20 protein-coding genes are annotated in these 24,154 nt (G+C 60.9%); 13 read left to right on the forward strand and 7 right to left on the reverse strand.

Going from position 1 to position 24,154, the window contains the following annotated elements; translation table 11 throughout:
* Window positions 1-219: 219 nt before the first annotated feature.
* From PXH66_RS11995 to PXH66_RS12020, 6 genes are all read left to right on the forward strand, one after another.
* Window positions 220-1,593: an ethanolamine ammonia-lyase subunit EutB gene (locus PXH66_RS11995; protein ID WP_345781757.1), complete on the forward strand. Its 1,374-nt coding sequence runs from the start codon at window positions 220-222 to the stop codon at window positions 1,591-1,593.
* A 49-nt stretch (window positions 1,594-1,642) separates the two neighbouring features.
* Entirely contained in the window at window positions 1,643-2,446 is an 804-nt protein-coding gene (gene eutC / locus PXH66_RS12000; protein WP_330931730.1) for an ethanolamine ammonia-lyase subunit EutC, read from the forward strand.
* A gap of 187 nt (window positions 2,447-2,633) precedes the next feature.
* Window positions 2,634-3,077 (forward strand): hypothetical protein, encoded by a 444-nt coding sequence (locus tag PXH66_RS12005; RefSeq protein ID WP_330931731.1) that lies wholly within the window; start codon window positions 2,634-2,636, stop codon window positions 3,075-3,077.
* 161 nt (window positions 3,078-3,238) lie between these two features.
* Window positions 3,239-3,772: a DNA-3-methyladenine glycosylase I gene (locus tag PXH66_RS12010; RefSeq protein ID WP_330931732.1), complete on the forward strand. Its 534-nt coding sequence runs from the start codon at window positions 3,239-3,241 to the stop codon at window positions 3,770-3,772.
* Window positions 3,760-4,227 (forward strand): GNAT family N-acetyltransferase, encoded by a 468-nt coding sequence (locus PXH66_RS12015; RefSeq protein WP_330931733.1) that lies wholly within the window; start codon window positions 3,760-3,762, stop codon window positions 4,225-4,227. The genes PXH66_RS12010 and PXH66_RS12015 overlap by 13 nt, the downstream gene beginning before the upstream one ends.
* Window positions 4,228-4,342: 115 nt before the next feature.
* Entirely contained in the window at window positions 4,343-6,544 is a 2,202-nt protein-coding gene (locus PXH66_RS12020; RefSeq protein WP_330931734.1) for a SulP family inorganic anion transporter, read from the forward strand.
* A 10-nt stretch (window positions 6,545-6,554) separates the two neighbouring features.
* On the opposite strand, the gene PXH66_RS12025 is transcribed toward PXH66_RS12020, so the two are convergent.
* From PXH66_RS12025 to lysS, 4 genes are all read right to left on the reverse strand, one after another.
* Complete coding sequence (locus PXH66_RS12025) at window positions 6,555-8,516, reverse strand: hypothetical protein (protein WP_330931735.1); 1,962 nt, start codon at window positions 8,514-8,516, stop codon at window positions 6,555-6,557.
* Window positions 8,517-8,525: 9 nt separating this feature from the next.
* Window positions 8,526-9,200 (reverse strand): ABC transporter ATP-binding protein, encoded by a 675-nt coding sequence (locus tag PXH66_RS12030; protein ID WP_330931736.1) that lies wholly within the window; start codon window positions 9,198-9,200, stop codon window positions 8,526-8,528.
* 201 nt (window positions 9,201-9,401) lie between these two features.
* Complete coding sequence (locus tag PXH66_RS12035) at window positions 9,402-10,640, reverse strand: ABC transporter permease (RefSeq protein WP_330931737.1); 1,239 nt, start codon at window positions 10,638-10,640, stop codon at window positions 9,402-9,404.
* Window positions 10,641-10,724: 84 nt separating this feature from the next.
* Window positions 10,725-12,206 (reverse strand): lysine--tRNA ligase, encoded by a 1,482-nt coding sequence (gene lysS / locus PXH66_RS12040; RefSeq protein WP_330931738.1) that lies wholly within the window; start codon window positions 12,204-12,206, stop codon window positions 10,725-10,727.
* A gap of 201 nt (window positions 12,207-12,407) precedes the next feature.
* On the opposite strand from lysS, the gene PXH66_RS12045 reads away from it, so the two are divergent.
* Window positions 12,408-15,791 carry a hypothetical protein gene (locus PXH66_RS12045; protein ID WP_330931740.1) on the forward strand — a complete coding sequence of 1,128 codons (3,384 nt, stop codon included), beginning with the start codon at window positions 12,408-12,410 and terminating at the stop codon, window positions 15,789-15,791.
* Between the two features lie 40 nt (window positions 15,792-15,831).
* Here the strand turns inward: PXH66_RS12045 and PXH66_RS12050 are convergent, their stop codons facing one another.
* On the reverse strand, window positions 15,832-16,326 hold the full coding sequence (locus PXH66_RS12050; RefSeq protein ID WP_330931741.1) for a DUF6268 family outer membrane beta-barrel protein: 495 nt from the start codon (window positions 16,324-16,326) through the stop codon (window positions 15,832-15,834).
* Window positions 16,316-16,564: a hypothetical protein gene (locus PXH66_RS12055; RefSeq protein ID WP_330931742.1), complete on the reverse strand. Its 249-nt coding sequence runs from the start codon at window positions 16,562-16,564 to the stop codon at window positions 16,316-16,318. Before PXH66_RS12055 ends, PXH66_RS12050 begins: the two co-directional genes overlap by 11 nt.
* 526 nt (window positions 16,565-17,090) lie before the next feature.
* On the opposite strand from PXH66_RS12055, the gene PXH66_RS12060 reads away from it, so the two are divergent.
* The 6 genes from PXH66_RS12060 to PXH66_RS12085 all read left to right on the forward strand — a co-directional run bounded on the left by PXH66_RS12060 (window position 17,091) and on the right by PXH66_RS12085 (window position 23,277).
* Window positions 17,091-18,350 carry an MgtC/SapB family protein gene (locus PXH66_RS12060; RefSeq protein WP_330931743.1) on the forward strand — a complete coding sequence of 420 codons (1,260 nt, stop codon included), beginning with the start codon at window positions 17,091-17,093 and terminating at the stop codon, window positions 18,348-18,350.
* Window positions 18,351-18,412: 62 nt separating this feature from the next.
* Window positions 18,413-19,105 carry a lipoyl(octanoyl) transferase LipB gene (gene lipB, locus PXH66_RS12065; RefSeq protein WP_330931744.1) on the forward strand — a complete coding sequence of 231 codons (693 nt, stop codon included), beginning with the start codon at window positions 18,413-18,415 and terminating at the stop codon, window positions 19,103-19,105.
* A 236-nt stretch (window positions 19,106-19,341) separates the two neighbouring features.
* Complete coding sequence (gene lipA / locus PXH66_RS12070; RefSeq protein ID WP_330931745.1) at window positions 19,342-20,247, forward strand: lipoyl synthase; 906 nt, start codon at window positions 19,342-19,344, stop codon at window positions 20,245-20,247.
* 369 nt (window positions 20,248-20,616) lie between these two features.
* Complete coding sequence (locus PXH66_RS12075) at window positions 20,617-21,993, forward strand: alkaline phosphatase D family protein (RefSeq protein WP_330931746.1); 1,377 nt, start codon at window positions 20,617-20,619, stop codon at window positions 21,991-21,993.
* 49 nt (window positions 21,994-22,042) lie between these two features.
* The gene (locus tag PXH66_RS12080) at window positions 22,043-22,891 is read left to right on the forward strand and encodes an AMP nucleosidase (RefSeq protein ID WP_330931747.1); all 849 of its coding nucleotides are present in this window, start codon (window positions 22,043-22,045) and stop codon (window positions 22,889-22,891) included.
* Between the two features lie 11 nt (window positions 22,892-22,902).
* Window positions 22,903-23,277, forward strand: a complete 375-nt coding sequence (locus PXH66_RS12085) for a hypothetical protein (protein WP_330931748.1) — start codon at window positions 22,903-22,905, stop codon at window positions 23,275-23,277.
* Window positions 23,278-23,280: 3 nt separating this feature from the next.
* Here PXH66_RS12085 and PXH66_RS12090 read toward each other — a convergent pair whose 3' ends face one another.
* A complete protein-coding gene (locus PXH66_RS12090) occupies window positions 23,281-24,090 on the reverse strand; it encodes a hypothetical protein (RefSeq protein WP_330931749.1) in 810 nt (269 codons plus the stop codon).
* Window positions 24,091-24,154 lie beyond the last annotated feature (64 nt).

A 24,154-nucleotide genomic window follows, 5' to 3' on the forward strand; every position in this document is an offset into this window, starting at 1 on the left:
GAGTTTCCATGATCATGGCGAACGAGTGGATTTTATTAATTCCTTTCGGTTAACACGATACAAATCGATTTACTCGATCTAAACCGAAGCCAAAGCGGCCACAGGACAACGAGTTGACCCACATTATTTCTGTCTCCCGTGCTTCGCTCAGGTGTCGTCACCTGCATGTCACACGCTCCGACATCGCGCTATCCGCATCATTCGTTCAACCTCGCTCCCATGTCGGGTTGGACCTGCAACGTTGGCGGTCGTCACCATTCCTTTGCCTCATTGCGTGAGCTCATGGCCATGGCCACGCCATTGCGTTCGGGCGACGAGTTGGCCGGCGTGGCAGCCGCATCCGCCGAAGCACGCGTCGCCGCGCAACATTGCCTCGCCGACGTGCCGCTGACGCGTTTTCTCACCGATTTGCTCGTCCCCTACGACACCGATGAAGTCACGCGTCTGATCATCGATACGCACGACGCCGCGGCCTTCGCGCCTGTCGCCAATCTCACCGTCGGCGCGTTTCGCGACTGGCTGCTGCGCTACGAAACCGATGCGAGCGTCCTCACCGCTCTCGCCCCCGGACTCACTCCGGAGATGGTCGCAGCCGTCACCAAGTTGATGGCCAACCAGGACCTCGTGCTGGTCGCGAAAAAGTGCAATGTGCGCACCGCCTTTCGCAACACCCTCGGCGCCCGCGGCACGCTCGCGGTTCGTCTCCAACCCAATCACCCCACCGACGACCCGCGAGGCATCGCCGCTTCGATCATCGACGGACTTCTCCACGGTTGCGGCGACGCCTGCATCGGCATCAACCCCGCCACCGACAACGTCGACTCCACCGTGACGCTGCTCCGTCTCCTCGACGAACTCATCACCCGCTACACCATCCCCACTCAATCGTGCGTGCTGTCCCACGTCACCACGACCATCGAAGCGATTCAACGCGGCGCCCCCGTCGACCTCGTGTTTCAGTCCATCGCCGGGACCGAGGCAGCCAATCGCAGCTTCGGCATCGACCTCGCCTTGCTCGCCGAGGCGCACGACGCGGCCCGATCACTCCAACGCGGCACCGTCGGTCGCAACGTCATGTATTTCGAAACCGGCCAAGGCTCCGCCCTCTCCGCCGAAGCCCACCATGGCATCGATCAACACACCTGCGAGACACGCGCCTACGCGGTCGCCCGAGCCTTCGATCCTTTACTGGTCAACACCGTCGTCGGTTTCATCGGCCCCGAGTATCTTTACGACGGCAAGCAGATCATTCGCGCCGGGCTGGAGGACCACTGCGGCGGCAAGCTCCTCGGCCTGCCCATGGGCGTCGATGTCTGCTACACCAACCACGCCGCTGCCGACCAGGACGATATGGACACCCTCCTCACCATGCTCGGCGTCGCGGGTTGCAACTACATCATGGGCGTGCCCGGAGCCGACGACATTATGCTCGGCTACCAAAGCACCGCGTTTCACGACAGCCACTATCTCCGCCAAGTGCTCGATTTAAAACCCGCGCCCGAATTCGCCGCTTGGCTGGACAAAATGTCGATCACCACCCCTACGGGAAAACTTCAATCCGTCACCCCCAACCACCCCTTACTCAAACCCTGAGTATCGTCGCTTTGGCGCAGAAACATAAGGGTTTAGCCATTTCAAAATTGTGACCACCGCAACCGTTCCCGCCCCGTGGTTGAATCTTCGTCGCTTCACCGACGCTCGTATCGCGCTCGGACGCGCCGGAGGCAGCGTGCGCAGTGAGACGTTGCTTGATTTCCGCCTGGCTCACGCCCGGGCGCGCGATGCCGTGCAAGCACCGTTCAATCCCGCCGCTCTCGCCGCCACTTTCGCCGATGCCGGAATCGCAACATTGGAACTCACCACTCAGGCCCGCGACCGCGCCACCTACTTGCGACGGCCCGATCTGGGGCGCCGCTTGGACGCTGCCGCGATAGCCGCCCTACAGCCACTCCGCGAAACACCGGCCGACGTGGCTCTGATCATCTCGGACGGACTCTCCGCACTCGCGGCACAACGCCAGGCTGCGGCCACCGCCATCGCGTTGCACCGGCACCTCACCCGGCGTGAATGGACGCTGCACCCTTTGCTGCTCGTGCCCTTTGCCCGCGTAAAATTGCAGGACGAAATCGGTGAAATCCTCGGCGTGCGCCACACCGTCATGCTCCTCGGCGAGCGCCCCGGCCTCGGCTCCCCCGACAGTCTCGGGGCCTACTTTACATATCACCCCCGAGCAGCTTGCACCGACGCCGATCGCAACTGCGTCTCCAATATCCGCCCCGCCGGACTTCCTCCCGAAGCTGCGGCGACCAAACTCGACCTCCTACTCGCGGAGTCCTGCCGCCTCGCCATCAGTGGCGTCCAGCTCAAGGACATTCAACCGAACTCCCTTCCCGCGCCTTCGGCTGACTCTCACCCGCCAAGCTGCAACTTTCTTCGCAAGAATTGAAAGATTTTGATTCGCGCAACCGTTCCCACCCTAACGGACCATTTCTTTATTCACTCGTTCGAAAACTCCCAACAGCGGAGTAAAAAGAAATCAGACCGCGATATCATCATCCCTACGAGGCCCATATCACCATGGCAAAACAACCATCCCATTTAGTTCCACGCGTTTCCCCGCATGCTCCCATACTATGAACACCAATCGAAACAATCACGTCGTCCTGCTCGGAATCGGAATTGTTCTTATGCTGGCAGCTCTTCCTGCACGTTGGATGACCATCCACAATGCAACGGTCACCGGGTTGAATACGGTTTTTAACCAGCAAACCCTTCATATCACTGGACTGAATGGATCCATCACCTTGGGTTTGAAGGTGGCGACGTGGGTAATTGTGCTCGTCGGGGTATCCGCTCTGTTTTTGTTAATTTTAAACACGTTGAAGGTGACAGCCCTTTCAAAATATCTGGTCCTAATTCCCTTGGCATTTTCCAGCATCTATTCCGCTGCATCGATCATCGTCGGACTGGGATCGGAGCAGACCACGATGGCTTTCGGCGGATTCTTGATTCCTCTCGGTTCGGCGATTGGGCTCTATGTCTTTATCTTGAACTATCTGCAAAACAGACCGGCTTGATTGGATGAGATCGCCCTTTTGAAGAAGTCCATCCGATGCGCGTCGCCATCTTCGCCTTGCAACAAATCGAAATTCAAAGCGATGCCTGTTCACGCACACACGGTAAGATCAATAGCCCAGAGTTGCTTTAAAATAAAACCTGATCCCCCTGCAGCCACGACATGAGTTCCTACTGTGACTACGCCCCTGACCACCCCGTGCACGCGACGTATCACGATACAGAATACGGCTTTCCTATTCTCGATGACGACGGGTTGTTCGAACGGTTAATTCTCGAAATCAACCAAGCCGGGCTTTCCTGGGAAACCATCCTGCGCAAACGCCCCCATTTCACCCGCGCTTACTCGCAATTCTCCATCAAAAAAGTCGCGGCCTACGGCGAAGCCGATCGCGCGCGGTTGCTGGGGGATGCCGGCATCATTCGCAATCGGCTCAAGGTCAACGCGGCCATCCACAACGCGCAGTGTATTCTAAAACTGCAGACGGAATTTGGTTCGTTCAAGGCGTGGCTGGACCATCACCATCCCCGGCCCAAAGCCGACTGGGTGAAGCTGTTCAAAAACACGTTCAAGTTCACCGGCGGCGAGATTGTGGGCGAATTTTTGATGAGCACGGGTTACCTGCCCGGAGCGCACCGACCGACCTGCCCCGTTCACGCGCAAACCCTCGCCGCCAACCCACCGTGGAACCGGTAGTCATTCGTCCTCCCGCCAACCCCGCCGAGTTGGCCGCCTACTACCATTTGCGCTGGGAACGCTTGCGGCGGTTGTGGGATCTGCCGCCCGGGTCGGAGCGCGACGAGCTGGAGGACGTCGCGTTTCATCTCGTGGCGGTCGTGGGCAAATCAATCGTGGGCACCGGACGGTTGCACGGTGTCGACGCCGCAAACGCACAGGTGCGTTGCATGGCGGTGCACCCTGAGTTCGAGCGCCGCGGGATCGCGCGTGCAATTCTGCTGGCACTCGAAGCAGAGGCGCACAATCGGGGAGTGACCCGCATCCAACTCAATGCCCGCGAGTCGGCCGTGGGGTTCTACGAGAAGATGGGTTACGCCGATATCGGCAAAGGACCGTTCATGTATCGCGTCCGTCACCGCCTCATGGAAAAATGCTGGCCCCGCGCAAACCAGGCGCAGAAGTCGTCATCGTGATCAAGTCGGTCTCCGCCCCACGACGTTCGGGACGGTCGTGATCTCCAGCTAAGCCCCGACTGGCGCGGGCTTTGCTTGAGCTGCCGGATGACCTGCGTCATGTCCGTTATTGCCCATGACCTCCCCTGAATCGACCGATTCCGGGGCTACCCCAGCTCCTTCGCATTGGCTGCCCGATTTGACGGCGGCGGCGTTGTGCGCGGTCGTCACCCTCGCCTACGCCGGTAGTTTCGGCCAATTGGTCTTTGGCGGCGAATTGGCGCCCTTCGCCGGTCGCGCGGTCTTGGCGGCCTTGATCACCGGTATCTGCATGAACCTCGTGTTGTCGTGGCGGAGCTCGTTCAAGTTCTCCCTCGGCGGCGCCGATTCGAATCCGTCGGCGATTTTGGCGGCATCGGTGGCGAGCATCGCCGCCACCCTCGGCGCGGGTGCAACGTCTGGCACCGGCGAGACCGCCACGATGTTGCCTACCGTGACGGTTTATCTTTTTGGTTCGGCCGCCTTGTGCGGCTTGTGCGTCGCATTTGTCGGCGCGCGCGGCTGGGGACGCTACGTGCGCTACATCCCGTATCCAGTCGTCGGCGGTTTCCTGTCGGGCACCGGTTATCTACTGCTCGCGGGCGCGTTCAAAATGACGACCGGTCGGCGACTCAATTGGGAATTCTGGCAAGGCTGGAGCGAGGTGCCTGTCATCGCGTGGGGCACAACCGTGGTAGTGGCCGCGGGGTTGATGATCTTGTCGCGTAAATTCACCCACTACCTCGTGGTGCCGAGCATCATCGTGGCAACCATCGCTGCGTTTCATCTCATGCTCTTCGGGCTCGGCTGGGATTTCGCCTCCGCTCGGGCCGAGGGACTGCTCCTGGCTCCACTCACGCTGGGTGAATGGTCGACCTGGATCTCCCTGGACTATGCCGCCGTCGATTGGACGGTCCTCGTATCTCACCTCGACGATGTCGGGGCCATGACGATGCTCGTCATCGTCGCAACATTGCTGAACACCACGAGTCTCGAGCACGCCACCGCCACCGACGCCAAGACCACGCGGGAGCTGGAGGCGATCGGTTGGGGCAATATCGTCGCCAGTATCATGGGAGGATTCGTCGGCATGATTTCGTTCAATCGCAGTTGGTTGAACCGAAAAGCCGGCGCAACCACCGGTTGGGCGGCACGACTGTGCGCGTTGATGGTTGCCGCCATCGTGCTCTTTGCCCCGCAGTTGGTGGGACTGCTGCCCCGGCCGGTGCTGACAGGGTTGATCCTATATCTGGGAATTAATCTGCTCTATACGTGGCTGGTCGAAGCGCGGTCCCGGATGTTGCCGTCCGATCACCTCATCGTGATGGCGATCGTGGCCATCATCGCCGCGTTCGGCGCTGTGGCGGGCGTGGCCTGCGGCGTCATCATCGCCTGCGTGAGTCTCGCGTTCACCCTGAGTCGCAACCCGTCGATTCGCTATCGATTCACGGCGCGCAGTCGCCACGCCAACGTCGAACGACCTCCTCACGAGCAGGCGTTGCTGCAACAACACGGTGAAGAACTCCAAGGATTCTCCCTGCAGGGCATTCTCTTCTTCGGCACAGTTAACAACGTGTTGACCGACATGCGCGAACACCTGGAACGAGTCCGCCTGCTTCTGCTCGATTTCCGCCTCGTGCACGGCATGGATGGCTCCGCCGCCGTCGTGCTGCAGCGCGTGCAATCCTTGTGTCGCGACGCCGGCACGCGTCTGGTTTTCACGGGTCTCAACGCCGAGATGCAAGCGGCGTTGGCGGGCAGCGGTCTCGATTTTTCCGACCGCAATGTGCGCTGCTTCGACGACGTCGACCTCGGGCTCGAATGGTGCGAAGAACGCATCATCGCCCGCACCAACGAATCGACCGCGCCCCTCCCCATCGCACACAACATCATCGAAACCATCGACGCCGACTTGCTGCGGGAGTTCGAGAGTCGCGAAGTCGCCGTCGGCGAAGTCCTGATGAAGCGCGGCGATCCCGGCGACGAAATGTTCATCATCAAACACGGACGTTTGCAGGTGCAAATCTCGTCCCGGATCGGCGGCCAGGATATCATCAAGCGTCTGCGCACCTACGGTCCGGGCACCCTCGTCGGCGAAATGGGGTTTTACTCCGGCGCCCCGCGCAGTGCCGACATCGTGAGCGTCGAACCCACGGCCGTGTATGCGATCACGCAACGTCGACTCACGGCATTGGAAGCGGCCCATCCGGGCTTCTCAGATCGCCTGCATCGCTACGTGATCAACACGCTTGCGCTGCGCCTGCGCTCGGCCAACGACGAGATTCTGCAGCTGTTGTAGCCGACACCCGTCAGGGGGCGGCACCACCGGGCGGAAGGATTTTGAGCAGACGTATCGTCCCGGTATCCACCACGATCTGAGCCCGGGACGGATCATGGCTGAGCTCGGCCAGAAAGTGTGCCATGTCATTGGTGCGTCCATACATGATGCGACGACGGCGGAAGCTCTTAACCTCGTCCGACCTAAAAAATGCCTCCTCGCGCACGCCCGCCCCGGCGTATTGCCAGAGCACGTAATCGATGCCAAAATCACTCACCGCGCGATGTTGTTCCGCCCGACTGGCGGAAAAGGGAAACCCCAGCCATGGGGCCGAAAATCCGGAGGTATCCGCATCCCAGATTTGGTTGCGATTGTAATCGAGATGGAACGCGCCGAACGACGACCACACGAGAATGGATGCTCCCGGCGGAACCGCCAACTGCGCCTCTCGCATCCAACGCCCGCCGGATGCCTCCACGATTTGATGAGTGTATCTGGCGTAGGATTCATTCGCGACCCACCGCAGTCCGAGCAGGTGTCCCAACGTTACCGCCTGTTTACCCCGGGCGATGAGCGACGGGACGAACAAGAGGCCCACGCTCAACCACAACACCGGACCGGCCCAACATCGCAGCGCCATCCTCGCCTTGCCCTCCTCGAACGACGTCCTTACGCGGTTCCGGCCCGGCGAGATTCCCCACAACAATACACCGGCCAGCAACATGGGTATCTGGTATCTGATGCCGCTTTGAAAACCGACGAAGTAGTGCGCCGCGCCGCCGACCCAAAACACATAGTTGAACCCGACCGCCAAGCCAATTGCCGCCGCCACCCCCCGCATCTTTTTATCGAGATCCGGATTCCATGTGAGACTCGCCGCCATCAACCCAACCACCAGCACGAGCAGCGTGTAGTGGAGCTGACGAACCTCGAAGCCAAAGTTCATCGGCACCGTGGAAAACGGGGTCCAGGCCGTCGCCGCAGTTTGCAATTCCGCCTCGGCCGGTGCGGAAACGTCCTTCAGCGCCAGATACTTGTCGGCGTTAACGCCCAACCACGGCAGGACCAACAACAGGCTCAGCGTCGGCACCCGCAGACTCCGCCCCACCCAACGCCAACGATCCTGCACCGCGAAACTCAGTGCCAACACCAGGAGTCCGAACACCACCGGCAACATCAATGCCAACGTCGTTTTCAAACACACCATCGCCGCACACGCCAAACCCAGGGCGAAGGCGTTGCGCCAATCGAACAGCCGGCTCACGGATTCCGTCTGCAAGACGAGGGCATAAATTAACAATAACGCCGCCGCCCCCGTGTAGTTGGCCGAAACATTCACGTGCAACGGATCAATGATCCACAGCAGCGAACTCGCGGCCACGCTCACCCACCATTTGCCCCCCAGCCGCCGCGTGACCGTCACCACCAGCATCATACATGCGACTACGCTGATGATGGAATCGATCGCGTTGACAAAGGCCAGCGGCCCCAGACTCAGCGGAAAACACTGCAGGAAACTCATGCCACCGAGCATCTCCGACCCCATGCCATCGAAGAACCCCGTCTTCAAATTCCCGGTGGAGAGCAACCGCACCGGATACTTCAAGTATTTCTCAAAATCGTCGTGAATATTGAAAGCCGTGGGTCGGTGATGCAGCCAAAACAGCACCGGGAAAATCAGCAGCACGCCCGCATAGTGAGCTAGAAGTTCCTTCACTGATCGGCGGTCCCCTTCGGCACGCGTGCGACTTAAGAAGCCTCCGAGTCGTAGTCCGCCCATCACGACCCCACTCCACATGATCAGCCCGATGGATAAATCACTCACCGCCGAAAACACCGTGAGCACGCCGCCCAGCGGCAACAACACGCCCATCCCCAAGGCGATCAAAGCACCGTCACCCAACGAAACGCCCAAAACTCGACGGGCCGCGACGCCCCAGCCGTAAAACGATAACGCCATCAGCAACGTCGCGAGGAGGAGCAACCACGTCATAACCGGGCGCTAAACGGATCCCAACCGGCCGCCTTGCAGAGTCAGCTGCCGGTCCGTTTTGGCGGCATGCGCAAGGTTGTGAGTTACAAGCACCAGAGTCGTATTGGTCTCGCGGCTGAGACTGAGCAACAACTCGATTACGGCGTCGCTCGTGCGCTCGTCGAGGTTGCCGGTCGGCTCATCCGCCAACAACAGTTGCGGACGGTTCATCAACGCTCGCGCCACGGCCACGCGCTGACGTTCGCCGCCCGAGAGTTTCGCCGGCACATGACTCGCCCGCTCGGCCAGGCCCACTCGCTCGAGCAGCGCCCTAGCTCGCGCCCGCTCCACCGGCCCCACCTTGCCCAGCATCCGCGCCGCCATCAGCACGTTGTCCAGCGCCGTGAGTTCGGGAATCAAATAAAACGACTGAAACACCATGCCGAGAAAATGCCCGCGGCGGCTCGCACCCGTATCCGGCGACCCCGCCCAGGTCAGCTCGCCCGCATCGGGTTTATCCAGTCCCGCCAACAGGTGCAGCAGCGTCGACTTTCCCGAACCCGATTCCCCCCGGATACTGACGCTCTCTCCGGCGGCCACCACCATCGAAATACCTTCCAATACGCACAACGTGCGATCACCGCTGAGGTAGGACTTCGCCAATCCCTCGGCCGCCAAAACGGGAATGCTGGTCGGGTCAGTCATGCGTCGAGCCGGAGAAGAAAGGCAGGTTTATCAACGCCGGAATGTCGGGCATAAAGCCCGACCCACATCGTGGTAGGGCGTGGTCTTGTGGGTCGGGCTTTACGCCCGACATGATTTCCATCGCAACGCTGATTGCAGCCTGCAGGGCTCTGCTAGCTCGGTTTCCTCCTGTGAAGTATAGCCTCGTGATTGGGACTGCTTTCATTCGGAACGCAGGGCTTCCACCGGTTGCAGTCGCGCCGCGCGCCACGCGGGCAACAGGCCGGCCAGGGTTGAGATGGTGATCGCCAACGAGATGATGAGCGTCAGGTCCTGCGGCGACAGATACGCCGGCAGATTCGCGAACTCATAAAACCGTAACAGCGCCTCTTCGCTGCCGGTCAGCCGCGTGAACAGGCCAATGATATCATTGCGGTAGTGCAGCACCGTGAAACCGAGCCCGACCCCGACGAGAGTGCCCGACGTGCCGATGATCAACGCCTGCCAACAGAAGCACAGCGCGACATCGCGTGCCCGCCCGCCCATCGCACTCAGGAGACCGATTTCGCGCGTCTTGCGCACCACCGAAATAAGCAGCGAGCTCGTGACCGAAAACGCCGCCACCACGATGATGAACAACAATAGGAAAAAGATCATGTTCTTCTCCAGTTGCACCACGAAGAGAAAGTCCTGATTCGAATCCATCCAGGACCGGGCGAACGCACCCGGCGCGATGTCGGCCAGCGCGACATTCATACCCCGCGCCGCGATGTCGGGATCCGTGTCGGGCGCCAGTTTCACATTGAAACCGTGCACGCCTTCCTCGAGCCCGTAGAGCTCCTGCATGCGGCGCAACGTCACGAGCACCACGCTGCTGTCGAGTGACTGGTGACCGATCTCAAAAATCCCCACGACTTCCAACTCGCGCGGCAGCATCATTTCGCCGTCCTTCATTTTCTCCAACAAGAGCGGCGAATAGACTTCGACGACGCTGCCGATCCGGGCGCCGATGCCGTAGGCGAGTTTGGAACTCAGAATAACGGAATCATCATCCAGATCTTCCAGCGACCCCGAACGCACGTAGGAATCGAGCGGCACGACCGAGTTGACCCGATCGATATCAATGCCCTGCAACGCCGGAAACGCCGGTTTGAATTCGTGCTCCATCATCACCACGCCTTCCGCGAATGGCGTCACCCCCACCACGTCGGGCTGCGCTTCCAGCACCGAGATCACTTCGTCGACATTGTCGAGATAGGCTCCGGCGCGGATCTGCACATCGCCCTGCGTATCCACGATCATGCGACGAATCTCGCGATGAAACCCGCCCATCACGCCGATCGACACGATCAAACACCATACGCCCAGCGTCACCCCCAGCATCGAGATCACCGTGAAAAACGGAAACCGCTTCCCCGACGGGAAGAGCTGCTTGAGGGCGAGGTAGAGAGACCAGGGCATGTGACGAGTAAGCAGTCAGCGATCCGTCCGCCGGTGTCAGCTTCAAACGCCGGAGGTTCCGTCTGATCGCCGGCGACCGGGTGCTCAGGCTCCGCTGCCGCCCGGCCGCAATTGCGGGAACAGAATCACGTCGCGAATGCTTTCGGCCCCCGTGAGCAGGATGCACAGTCGGTCGATGCCGATGCCCATGCCACCCGCCGGCGGCATGCCGTGCTCGAGCGCGAGCAGGAAGTCGTGGTCGATGTTCTGCTGCTCCTCACCGGCCTGGGCCTCGAACATGGCGCGCTGCACGTCGGGGTCGTTTTGCTCGCTGTAGGCGGGGGCGATTTCCATGCCGCCGATGGTGAGCTCGAACACGTCGAGCACGCTCGGGTCCACTTGATTGAGCTTGGCCAAGGGACAGAGCTCCTTGGGCAAATGCGTCACAAAAGTCGGCTGAATCAGCGTCGGTTCGATCTTCTTGCCAAAAATCTCGTTGGTGATTTCGAAGTCCTCCCACGCCGGATTGATCTTGCAGCCCAACGACTCGGCCTTGGCGATTTTGGCGTGGCGGGGCAGCTCGAACCAACCGGCCTCGCCGGTCGCGTCGATCAGGAGCTGCTTGTAAGTCACTTCGCGCCATTCGCCAAAAAAGTGGATCTCCTCGCCCGTGGCTTGATGGGTGACGGAACGTTGATGAAGGACGTCGTAACAGATGCACTGTATCAAATCCTTCACCAGCGTCATCATGCCGCGGTAATCGCTGTAAGCTTGGTAAACCTCGAGCATGGTGAACTCGGGATTGTGGCGACGGGAGATGCCCTCGTTGCGGAAATTGCGCCCGATTTCAAACACGCGATCGATACCGCCGACCAGCAAACGCTTCAGGTAAAGCTCGAGCGAAATGCGTAACACGAAATCGACGGACAACGCGTTGTGGTGCGTCTCAAATGGACGCGCCGCCGCGCCGCCAGCCACGTTTTGCAGCACCGGCGTTTCGACCTCGAGGAAGTTGCGATCCTCCAGGAAACGGCGGATCTGCGAGACGATCTTGGAACGCGTAATGAGGCGCTCGCGCGACTCGGCGTTAACCACGAGGTCGAGGTAACGCTGGCGATAGACCTGCTCGGCGTCAGCCAGACCGTGAAATTTTTCGGGCAATGGCCGCAGCGCCTTGGCCACGAGCACGTAGCTGTGAGCGCGCACCGTGATTTCACCCGTGCGAGTCTTGAAGAGCGTGCCGGTCACGCCAATGAAGTCGCCCAGATCGAGCTTTTTGAACACCGGGTAAACCGCTTCGCCGATGACGTCCTTTTTCACGTAGAGCTGGATGATCCCCTGCTGATCGAGGATCTTGACGAACTGGCTCTTGCCCATGTCCCGCCGGGTGACGATGCGGCCGGCCACCGTGACCGTGATGGCGTTGTCCTCACCCTCGACGTGGGCGGCGATCGCCTCGGCCGAGAAATGCGTCGGTTTGACCTCAGCCCGAAACGGATCGCTGCCGGCCGCGCGCAGCTCGGCAAGCTTTTGCCGGCGGACGGCATGTTGGTCGTGGCTAATGTCTGGTGACGTCTCTTCGCTCATGGAACCGACCACCGTGCAAATCCTCCCGCCAGAGGGCAAACCCAAAGCCTATCCCGTTACCACGCCTCGGCCCCTTCCCTCAGGTTTTAGCTCGGACGGTGCATTTCAGCCCACCCGAAATGCCATGACCAAACGGATTGCGCAGACTGGTCAAATCAGACATCTCTCCAACCCCGGGTCTGGCCACCCGCCTGAAATCCCATGAATCGAATCCCCGCTTTCATCATGGTGGCCCCCCTCGCCGCCTTACTCACAACCGGCATCACGTTCGCCCAGGAGTGGCACCGCGACGAAGCCTTCGCCCCGGAGTTCACCCGGGATCAATCCGTCAACTATTCGCTGCAAGCCGTGCCCGATGCGCGCGGTGGTTTTTTCCTTCATGGCAGTGTTCCCGCCACCCGCATCAATGGCGAGCCGGTCGGATCGCTGGTGCGACTGGACGCCGATGGCGTGATCGACCCGAGTTTTCAAGTCGGGCACCAACAACGCACGGTTGCTGCACTCGCCCCCACCAGCGATGGCGGCGCCTGGGTGCGCTGGTCGGGATATACGGATCTTGATGAAGTCTATGTCACACCGATTGACCCGCCCGATACCTACACCGTGCAACGCCTGCGCGCCGACGGCTCCGTCGATCCGACCTTAGCCGATATCGAGCTACCCAACGCCTCCAACTTCTCGGCGCTGCCCGACGACTCGCTCATTGTTTGGGGCAGTTTCACGGAGATTGATCACCAACCCCGCTCCGGACTCGCGCGCATCGGTCTTTCCGGCGGATTGGATCCGTTGTTCAATCCCGCTTTCGATTTTGATGTCATCAACCTGTCCGATGTGAAGGTCGCCGATGACGGACGTATTTTCGTGCGCGGCAGACGGAGCTCAGAAAACGACGCTGAACAATTCATCATCCGTCTCAGCGCGACGGGGGACGTGGCCGCAGCTCCCATCTGGACCAATCCGGTCAACGTATCGACCGACTTCTACCCCGTTCCCGGCGGATTCGTGGTCCGCCGCGACACCCAGTTCGATGCCTACGATGACGCGGGACAACGCCTCCATTCCAACTACCAACTCATCCCGCCCACCGACTCCAACCTCCACCGGTCGATTCGAAGCGTGGAAGCGTCGGCCCAAGGTCACCTCTTCGTCGAACTGCACAGCTTCGGAGGTGAGACGCTGCAGACCTACCATATCGTCGAATTGGGCCCCGATCTGTCCGCGCAACGCACGCTGCCCGCCACGCCGACCGCGACCACCCGCATCCATCTGGTCGCCGTCTCCCCGGACGGTAAACTCCTCCTGCGAGAGGAGCCGAACCCCACGCTTTACCCGGCGCCGCCCCCGCAGTTGCAACTGGCCGACGGCACCCAAATCACCTCGCTCAATCTCGACGCGACTCGCCGACTTCAGGCGCAACTCGGCTCCCTCCACGAAGACGCCTCCGGACGCATCATGGTCACGGGCTCGTTTACGCACATCGATGGCCAACCCCGCGCCGGCATCGCCCGCTTCATGGCCGACGGCGCACTCGATGCCGCGTTTGCGCCCTCCAGCAACATCATCACACTGCCCCTTCGCGACGGCGGCGCGATTGTGCAATACGCCGAGCTCATTGCAGTGCATCCGAACGGCAACCCGGAGCTCGCCTGGCACTGGGGACGTCTGTCGGCCGACGGACAAACGCGGACACCACTCAACACTCCCACAGCATACCTCACCCCAGATACGCGGTGGCTGCTCGAAGCCCCTTCGGGCGAGTTCCTGATCTCCGCATTCACCGGCGATCAATCCGACGACTTCTCCGTTAACTTGATCTGGCTCAACCCGGACGGAACGGAGAATCGGCGCCTGCCCATCACCATCATGCCTGCGGTTAACCTTTGGACGATTTATGAGGACGATCCCATCGACATTACCGAGGTTCCCTTTCCACGCTCGTCGCGCGAGAACCCTGTTCAACAAGCCGTGCTCCGAGAAGACAATCACATCATCGTCGTCGCCCGACCGGAGACCTTGGTCGACGGCGAAACGCGGCGCTTGTTTGCCCTAGATCCGGCCGGTGTGCTCGACGAAGCATACGAACCCGACGTTCCCACGCTTTCATCAAGCGATGGTTTGTGGCTGACTCCCCAAGGCGGCGTGATCGTGTTGCGGCGCACCGGCTACTCCCGACTGCGCGATTTCGAGTGGGTGAGGCTCCATCCCGATGGCGCCCGCGATCCGAGTTTCGCGCCTCCGCCGGACCAATCAATCCACATCGAACGTATCCTGCGCGACGGTCGCATCGCCGGCTACACCGGCGTGCTCACTGCGGACGGTTGGCCCGATCTCGGACTCGCTGCCTACGCGAATTCGGCGGGCAACCTCCTGACCAGTGACGCCGTGCTTGATGCGACTGACCGACTGTGGCTCGCGGCCAGCGGGGCGCCTACCCTCGACCCCAACGAAGCGAACCTCGACCCGTTGCTATTGCGACGCTTCACCAGCGTGATCGCTCCGACGCTCACGGCTTCACCGGGTGATCGCAGTATCACCGCCGGTGAACCAGTCTCGCTGGCCGTGGGTCTCGGCGCCCCCTCGACGGCGCTCATTCAGTGGTTCAAAAACGACATGCCTCTACCTGGCGAAACGTCGCCGCACCTCGTGATCAATCGCACCCGCCCGGCCGATGCCGGTAATTATACGGCGACCGTAACCTACGGTGAAACCGTCTTCCACAGCGAAGTCGCTTCGATCACCGTCTCCGCCAATACGACGCGCTTGGTCAATTTTTCCGCCCGCAGTTTCGTGACCACCGAGCATCCGCAAATCGGCGGTTTTGTGACGACAATCGACGGATCGCGACCCGTGCTGCTACGCGCGATCGGGCAAGGCATGGCCCAACTCTCCCAAATCCCGTTTATCGAGTATTTGCCCGAACCCGAGCTGCGTATATTTGAAGGCGGCCCTTTTGTGAGACACCGTGACATCGGCAGCGCCCTCGATCCGCACATCGAATCATTGGCTGCACAGGTAGGCGCGTTTCCTGCGCGACCGGTCGGAACGCTTTATTTTCCCGAACGTATCTACGGCTCCGCCCTCGCGATTGCCATCGGCAACCAGCCTCACACCGCCATGGTCACACCCAACAACGGTGAACCCGGCTTGAGCCTGTTCGAATTTTACGACGCCGGCACCGACGAACAACGCGTCGTCCACAACGTGTCGCTGCGCGGCTGGGCTGGTCGCGGCCACAACGTGCTGACCGCTGGTTTCGTGATCACGGGCACCGGTCCTGCGCGCATCCTCGTTCGCGCCATCGGGCCGTCCTTGGCGGAATTCGGCGTGACCGAAACCGTCAGCGATCCGGCCGTGCGCCTGTTTCGCGGCTCCTACGTGGAGGCGGCCAATCAAGATTGGTCGGGCAACGCGGAAATTCAGGCCGCCGCCTCAGCGATAGGAGCCTTCGAACTCGCACCCGACTCGCGCGATGCCGCCGTGGTCGTCGATCTACCGGCCGGTGCCTACACCGCGCAAGTCGACCTCGGTGACAGCGAGCCCGGCGAGGCCCTGCTCGAAATCTACTTGTTGGAGCCCGGCCAATAATACCTCTCACACCAACGTGTAGCCTTCACCGTTCGGAGGTCTAAAAACGGAGTTTCATCGTCAATTCAACGTAGGCGGCGCTGTCGCCTTTGATCTCAAAATTCCGATCATAGTAGTCGAAGCGCCGGTTGATCACCGCGCCGCCGTCGAGCCTCAGTTCAATCGCGGCGGACGGTCGGTAGGATAGACCGCCGCCGAGGCGGAACTCGCGATAGTCCATGTGGGTGTCGTTCAATCCCGGGGCATTGACGGTGGAAATGGCATAGCTTCCACCTTGGAAACACAGGCCGGCGTTGAAGCTAAGCTGCGGACTCATCTGGTAAATCACCTCGGTCTTGGGAAACCCGAAAGCCAGCGTCCAATCCGGCGAGAACTCCCATTGCAGTCCGAGCATCGGCAGCACGGGGTAATCACCCTCGGTCGAGGCGGCGAAGCCAGCGTTCCACCGGAACGTCGGGCTCACTTTATGGCCAACCGAAACGATCGCGGAGAGTCGAAAGCCGTCGCTGGAGAATCCGCCTTCGTCACTGCTCACGCTGGGACGGAGCGCAGCCATTCGCGTTCAGATCGTCGTAACTCCAGCTGATCGAACCGAAGGCGGTCGTATCACCGTTCCACTTACCACGGACGCCGTATTCGAACGCATCGTGCGCGATCTCCATGTCGCCGATGGTGGTGCCAGCCTGCTTTAGGTCGGCATGGGAAGAGAACGAGTAGGTCGCGGAGACCTCGTTGGATCCCGGAGAAAAAAGAGCGGACTGAGCGGAGGCCACGGGCAGGAGGCGGAGCGGTCACACACGCGGTCAGAAAAAAACATGTGGGCAGCGCGAACATGGCCGCGGCCGCTCGCCGACGGCGGAACAAGACGAATGAGCGACGACAAAGGTGCATCTGGTCGGTGGTATTAGCGGCTAAATACGGGGACGAAAATGCCCCGATTTCCTCAACCTACCGAGTAGGCGACGAATTCCAGGCTTGAGTCGGTGATCCCACGGCACGCCTCAACCCACTATCCGCGTGGCTGCGAAGGTAACGATTGAACCCTGCCAAAAAAAGCGCGGTCCGAAAATCACGGTAGGAACGTTGAAGATGAGAACAGTCCGGATTGTGAGAGGTTTTTGGTGTCATGGCAAAAGCGTGAAATTGACTCACCGTGCACCGCAATTCTCCGCTCGCAGCACTCATACCCAGTCCGTCTGGGTAGTAACGGTAGGCCGAATTTCGGTTCCGCTTCATAGCCCCGACGCGGGTCCGGCGCTGGCTTGATCCTCGCACGATTACCCTCATGCTAAGCGCTTGATGCCCCTTACCCTTGCCGCCATCGCTGCCAGCGCCGGACTCGGTGCGCTCGTCGGATTGATTCGCCAATGGAGCGAGCAAACCAAGAACGAAGCCACCGACGGTCCCTCGATCGATTTCGGCGGTGTGCGCACGCACACGTTCTGGGGCGTGCTGGGTTGTCTCGGCGGCGCCGCCACCGAACGAGCGGCTTGGGCGTTGCCGGTGATCATCGCCGCGATCGCGTCCCACCAGATCGTGTTTCGCTGGCGCGGGCCGGTGCCGGGCAACGGCGGCGGCACGAGCTTTGCCGCCATGTTACTGACGATTCTGGCTGGCACGTTGGTCGCCTGGGATCTCACGCAGGCGGCCGTGTTGGTGACGACCCTCACCATGGTGACCCTGGGGTTGAAACAGCCGATTCACAATTGGACGCGTAAATTTACTGCCGAGGACGTGCGGGCCGCGCTGCAGTTTGTCGCCATCACCGGCGTGGTGCTCCCGCTCGTGCCGAATCGCGCGATGGGTCCTTTCGACGGGTTCAACCCCTACTCCACGTGGTTGATGGTTGTGCTCATTTCCGGGGTGGGATTTGCCGGTTACGTGGCCATGCGGTTGTTTGGCACCAAGTCCGGTGTGTTTGTCACCAGTTTGCTGGGAGGGCTCGCTTCGAGCACTGCCACGACGTTGGCGTTTAGTCGCCGCAGCAAAGAGGACCCCGACCTCTCCATCCACTACGCGTTCGCGATCTCCACCGCCTGCACGGTGATGGTCCCGCGGGTGATCGCGGTCATCGCCGTATTAAACGCCCCGTTGGCCATGGCCGTCGCCAAGCCTTTGTTGCTGATGACACTGCCGGCGATCGTCTTCGGCGCATGGTATGCGTTTCGACCCAGCGCCGGCAGCAGCGTGGCGTCGCCGTCCATGAACAATCCGCTGAGTTTGCGCACCTCGGTCAAATTTGCCCTGCTGTATGCGTTGTTCGCGTTTTTGGTCAAAGCGGTCACTCAACTCGATCTGCAGAGCGGATTACTGCCTTTGAGTTTCATCTCGGGCCTGACCGACATGGACGCGATCGCTCTTTCCATGGCCGATAGTCAACGCGGCGACGGGCTACCCCTCAGTCTCGCCGTCAACGCCATCGTCATGGGCGCCATCGCCAATGCCCTCCTCAAAGCCGGCATGGCCGTGAGCCTCGGTTCCCGGCCACTGCGCCTCCCGGTGGGACTGGTGCTCGGTGCCACCGCGGTTGTGGGTGCCGTCACCATCGGACTGAACTGAGGCGAGTCGGCCATGTCGCTGCGGGAGTTGCACCGCCGCTGGTTTTCCCCACGCTGCGCGCCATGCTCCCGACCGCGCCTTCAACCGTTCAAATCGTCGACTGGGGTCGCACCACTTACGGGGCGGCGACGGAGCGTCAACGCGGGCTGGTGGGTGAGCGCATCGCGGGCAAGACCCCAGACACGCTCGTATTTACCGAACACGATCCGGTTTACACCGTCGGTCTGCGGCAGGGCGCCGCCGCCAACCTATTGTGGGACCCGGCGCAACTTGCCGCGCAAGGCATCACCGTGGCCGAAACCAATCGCGGCGGTGACATTACGTATCATGGCCCCGGCCAGATCGTGGGTTACCCGATCGTCGACCTTTCCGCCGTTAAAGACCTGCACGCTTACCTGCGCTTTTTGGAGGAAGTCATGATTCGTGCCGTGGGCGCGCTCGGCCTCGCCGCCACGCGTCGCGACGGACTCACCGGCATCTGGGTGGGCTCGCGCAAAATTGCGGCCATCGGCGTGGCCGTGCGCCGCTGGGTCGCCTATCACGGCTTTGCCCTCAACGTGAATCCGAACCTCGACCATTTCGCCGGCATCGTGCCCTGCGGTATCGCCTCCGCCGATGGCACCGTCACGTCCCTCGCCCGCGAATTGCCCACCGCGCCTCCTTCGATGGACGAGGTGCGCGCCGTGCTAGTGCAGGAATTCACCACGCTCTGGCCGGAGTTCATCGCGGGTCGAAGCACGCCGACTGTTTCATAACCAACACGTAGGAACGTGCTTGCGCGCGATGCACACGTCGGGTTGGCGCCAAGAGGCTTCGTATTCATCGCGCGTAAACACGCTCCTACAAGGCCATCAATCCGATTGCCTCCCTCGGAGCCGCCAGCCCTTGCCCAATGAACCCGGATTACTCCGTCCCAACAGCGATTCTCATAGTCGTATTTTATCCGTGTTTATTCGGGCCCACCTGTGGTTAGTTAACCGCTTCAACTCTCATGGATCTGACCGACACCACACGTAAACCCTCCTGGCTCCGTGCCAAATTGCCCTCCGGCCCGGGCTACCAAGCCGTGCGCAAGCTCGTGGATGAACATCAGCTCCACACCGTTTGCCAGAGCGCCCAGTGCCCCAATCTCGGCGAGTGTTGGTCCCGCGGCACCGCGACGGTCATGATTCTGGGCAACATCTGCACGCGCTCCTGCAATTTTTGTGCAATCCAGACCGGCCGACCCACCGAATACGACATCGCCGAGCCCGCCCGCGTCGCCGACGCCGTGGCCAAGATGAATCTGAAGCACTGCGTGATCACCTCGGTCGCTCGCGACGAGTTGGCCGATGGCGGAGCCGCGATTTGGGCCGCCACCATCCGCGCCATTCGCCACCGTAATCCCTCGACCGCGATCGAGGTGCTCGTGCCCGATTTCAAAGGTCGTATGGACCAAGTCGATACCGTGCTCGACGCCAAGCCCGACATCTACAATCACAACGTCGAGACCGTCGAACGCCTGCAAAAACCCGTCCGCGTGCAGGCCCGCTACGAGCGTTCCCGCTCCGTGCTGCGTCACGCCAAGTCGCGCGGTTTCACCACCAAGACCGGCATCATGCTCGGCCTCGGCGAGCGCAAGGAGGAGATCGAGCAAACCCTGCGTGATCTGGTCGACGACGGCGTGGATATCCTGACCATCGGCCAATACCTGCAGCCGACTCCAAAGCATTGGAAGATCGACCGCTGGGTGCATCCGGATGAGTTCGAGCACTGGCACAAGTGGGGCCTCGAAATCGGCTTCGGCGTCGTCGAAAGCGGCGCCATGGTGCGCTCCAGCTATCACGCCGACGAACAATCCGAAAAATACACCGGCGAGGAGCACCTCAACCGCTCCAACGCGCTGGCCGGGGTGTGACCTTCGGAAGGTTCCAAGCCTTCATTCAGTAGGCAGAATAGTTTTTGTGCAAATCGGAACTTGAATTCCTGATTGCGCAATTTCGACCTATCTTCATGTTTACAAGTGAGATATAAATTGAGTTCCGTCGTCAACTTCTTGGATTTCCCTTTGTGACCCTGCTAGGGCCTCGTCAAGCGGCTCCCCTCGTTCGCAGCGTCTTGCCTGACCAAACCTACGTCGAACGCGACCCAGATTAGCTACACCTTTTCATTCGGTCGACGCCAGGTCCGTTCCCGCTTTAAATCTGTTCCGCCAGCCACCGGAAAGTAACGCGATGCAGCAGGTCCGGCTTTGCCTTTTAGCGCGAAAAACCTCTGATCAATGACCATGCGCCTGCGTTCTCTCCTCTCCGCTCTCCTCGCCACGTTGATCCTCGCGGGTGCTCTCGCTGCGGGCGAAATTGTTTCCGGCCCGATGTTGGGCTATCGTGCCCATCGCGAGGTCTTCCTCTGGCTCGAAACCAAGGACGCCAAGGAGGTCACGTTAACCTACTGGTTGCTCGGACAACCTGATTCGACCTCGTCGATCACGCATCACGACACCCCCGCTCATCCCGCCGGCGGCCAGATCCACCATTTCCGCCCCGGACTCCTCAAAATGGGCGGCACTTACCAATACCGCATCACCATCGATGGCGAAGACCAGGCCCTCGCCGCCCCTGCGACCTTTGCCACCCAGGAACTGTGGGAATGGCGCACCCCGCCGCCCGACTTCTCGTTCATTGTTGGCTCCTGCGCCTACATTAATGAAGCCGAATTTGACCGGCCCGGCTCTCCCTACGGCAAGACCACTCGCACCTTCGAACTCATGGGTGAGTCCGACGCCGACTTCATGATCTGGACCGGAGACAACTGGTATTGGCGCGAAGCCGACTACGACTCGATCAGCGGTCTTTGGCATCGACCCATGCACGATCGCGCCATTCCCGAGATGCAAAAGCTCCTCGGCACCATGCATCACTACGCCACGTGGGACGACCACGACTACGGCCCCAACGACTCCAACTGGTCCTACGAATACAAGGACACCGCCCGGGACATCTTTCAGGCCTACTGGGGCAACCACGCTTACGGCGAGCGCGACAACCCCGGGGTCTACAGCAAGTTCTATTGGGGCGACGCCGCGTTCTTCCTCATGGACAACCACTACTATCGGGACGCCGCCGGGCTCGACCAGGACAAGCACCCGGAGAAGACCCAGTGGGGTCGCCACCAACTCGAATGGCTCAAGCAGTCCCTCCTCGCCGCCAAAGAGCTCAATCACTTCAAGTTCCTCTTCATCGCCACGGGCAACCAAATGCTCCAGTCGACGTCTCGCGGTGAAAGCCATGAACTCTACCGTCACGAACGCGAAGAGCTGATGGAGTTCATCGTGGAAAACGAGCTCACCGGCGTCGTGTTCCTCACTGGCGATGTGCACTTTTCGGCCATGTATAAACGCGAGCTCAGTGCCGGCCAGTGGGTCTACGAGATCACGTCATCGCCGTTCAGCAGCGGCGCCTGGACCAACATCGCCGACACCCCGGGCGGCAAAGATCCCGCCCTGCTCCCCGACACGCTCGTGCCGGATCAAAACTTCACCCGCGTCGATGTCACCGGATCAGGCGCCGAGCGCGCCTTGGTCGTCACCTGCATCGATAAACAAGGCACCGTGCGCTATACCCGGACGATAAAACTGTCGGATCTGCGCCCCTCCGCGCAATAACTGCACGCGCCTGCTTGCCCCGACCCGACCGGCGGGTGTATCCATCTTCATGCCGAAACCTGTCACGTCCGCCGCAGCTTCCGCGCCGCCCTCCGCTTCCCCCGTCTCCACGCCTTCGCCCAAGGGCCTGAAAACACGACGTCAGATCGTGGAAAACTGGCTGCCGCGCTACACTGGCGTGCCACTCAAGGAATTCGGCGATCACATCCTGCTGACCAATTTTCAACGTTACGTGAACCTGTTCGCCCAATGGCACCGGGTGAAGGTCAAGGGCAAGGACAAGCCCATGCCCAATGCCACGGCCGGCAACATCACCATCATCAACTTCGGCATGGGCAGTGCCACCGCCGCCACGGTGATGGATTTGCTCACCGCCATCAAACCCAAGGCCGTGCTGTTTCTCGGCAAGTGCGGCGGACTCAAACACCGCGCTGAGATCGGTGACTTGATCCTGCCGATCGCCGCGATTCGGGGCGAGGGCACGAGCAACGACTATCTGCCGCCGGAAGTGCCCGCCCTGCCCGCCTTCGCGCTGCAGAAGGCCATCTCCACGACCATCCGCGACTCCGCCCGCGACTATTGGACCGGCACGGTCTACACCACCAACCGCCGAGTGTGGGAGCACGACGCGAAATTTAAAAAATACCTGCGCAAGATCCGCGCCATCGCGGTCGACATGGAAACCGCGACGATCTTCATGACCGGATTCTACAACGAGATCACCACCGGCGCACTGTTGCTCGTCAGCGATCAACCGATGATCCCCGAAGGGGTCAAAACCGCCGAGAGCGATGCCGAAGTCGACGAAACCTACGTCACCGATCACCTCAAAATCGGTATCGAGTCCCTCAACCAACTGATCAATCAGGGCCTCACGTTGAAGCACCTGAAATTCTAGCCCCACCACCCATGTCCTTTTCCAAAGCCCACGCCCGGGGTGAACAAGTTGTGGACTCGTTTCGGGCCCGCATGCGCGAACACTGGCAGGAGTTTCGCACGGCCGAGCCGGGCCACCGATTCCAGGAAAGATTCGACCGACGCGCCCGCGAACGCGCCAACGGGGGATCACAGCTCAGTCGCATCCTGATCATCGGTTTCGCCTTGGTCTGCTTGGCCATTGCCATCCCGTTGATGATCCTGCCGGGCCCGGCGATTCTGTTTTACCTCCTGTCCGGTTTCCTCCTGGCGGGTGAATCGGGTTGGATCGCCTCCGGTATGGACCGGTTGGAAAAACTACTGCGCCGGATCTTCAAACGTCCCGGCCGACGCCGCTTGAAAAGCTGAGCGTTATTCGGGCTCGGTTTCCTTGGTCAGATCGAGCACCGGCATCGTGGCCAAATCAAAATCCTCGTCGACCACCGTCAGATCGCCGATCTCGACGCTGCCCGCCTTGCCAAACGCCCGCCCCACCGTGGACAGCTCCGGCGTCTTGGTTTCGCGGCCAATCACCGGCCCCGCCACCTGCACGATCTGCGGCAGTGCGTCCGCCGCCCACACCCCTCGCGTCGGACACGCGATGCGCGTTTGCCACAGCGGCACGAGCTCCCCCTTGACCAGCGCCGATCGATCATACGCCGCCACATTCATCACAAACAGATCCTCCTTGGAGAGCTCCAACACGCGCTGCGCTTTTTCGGCCCGCATGCCCCGCAACCACTGGCGCACATCCAGTCCCGTCGTCGTTTCCACTTCCCACATGAGATCCAGTTTGTCGCCGCCCAGCACTTTCAACGCCGCCCCGGGTTGCGAACGCAGACTGCCCCAGGAAAACCCCAACACGATTGTCGGCGGATGCGCATCCGTCGCGGGGACATACCCCTCGCGCTTCAAGGTCCGTAGCACCGTTTGCAGGAACGCGTCGTTTTCCGGCTCTTTTTCTCCCGCCATGCCCCGCCCAAAATCCTGATAACCGGTCGTCACCGCTTGATAATACACCGGCGAATCCGGCGACGCCTCGGGATACGTGCGCCCGATCTCCGTCATGTCGGTCACGGCAATCACCGAAAGCGATTCCATCGAAGGAGCCGCCGCGAGGGTCGATGACAGCGTCAGACTGGCGAAAAGAAACGAACTGAAAAATCGGCGGAGGGAGGACATGAGCAACAAGGAACCTTCGATAAAACGACCCCAACGCGACCCCAATAGTTCCGTTCCGCCACAG

Origin of the sequence: Synoicihabitans lomoniglobus (assembly GCF_029023725.1) — a bacterium.
Lineage (GTDB): Bacteria > Verrucomicrobiota > Verrucomicrobiia > Opitutales > Opitutaceae > Actomonas > Actomonas lomonigloba.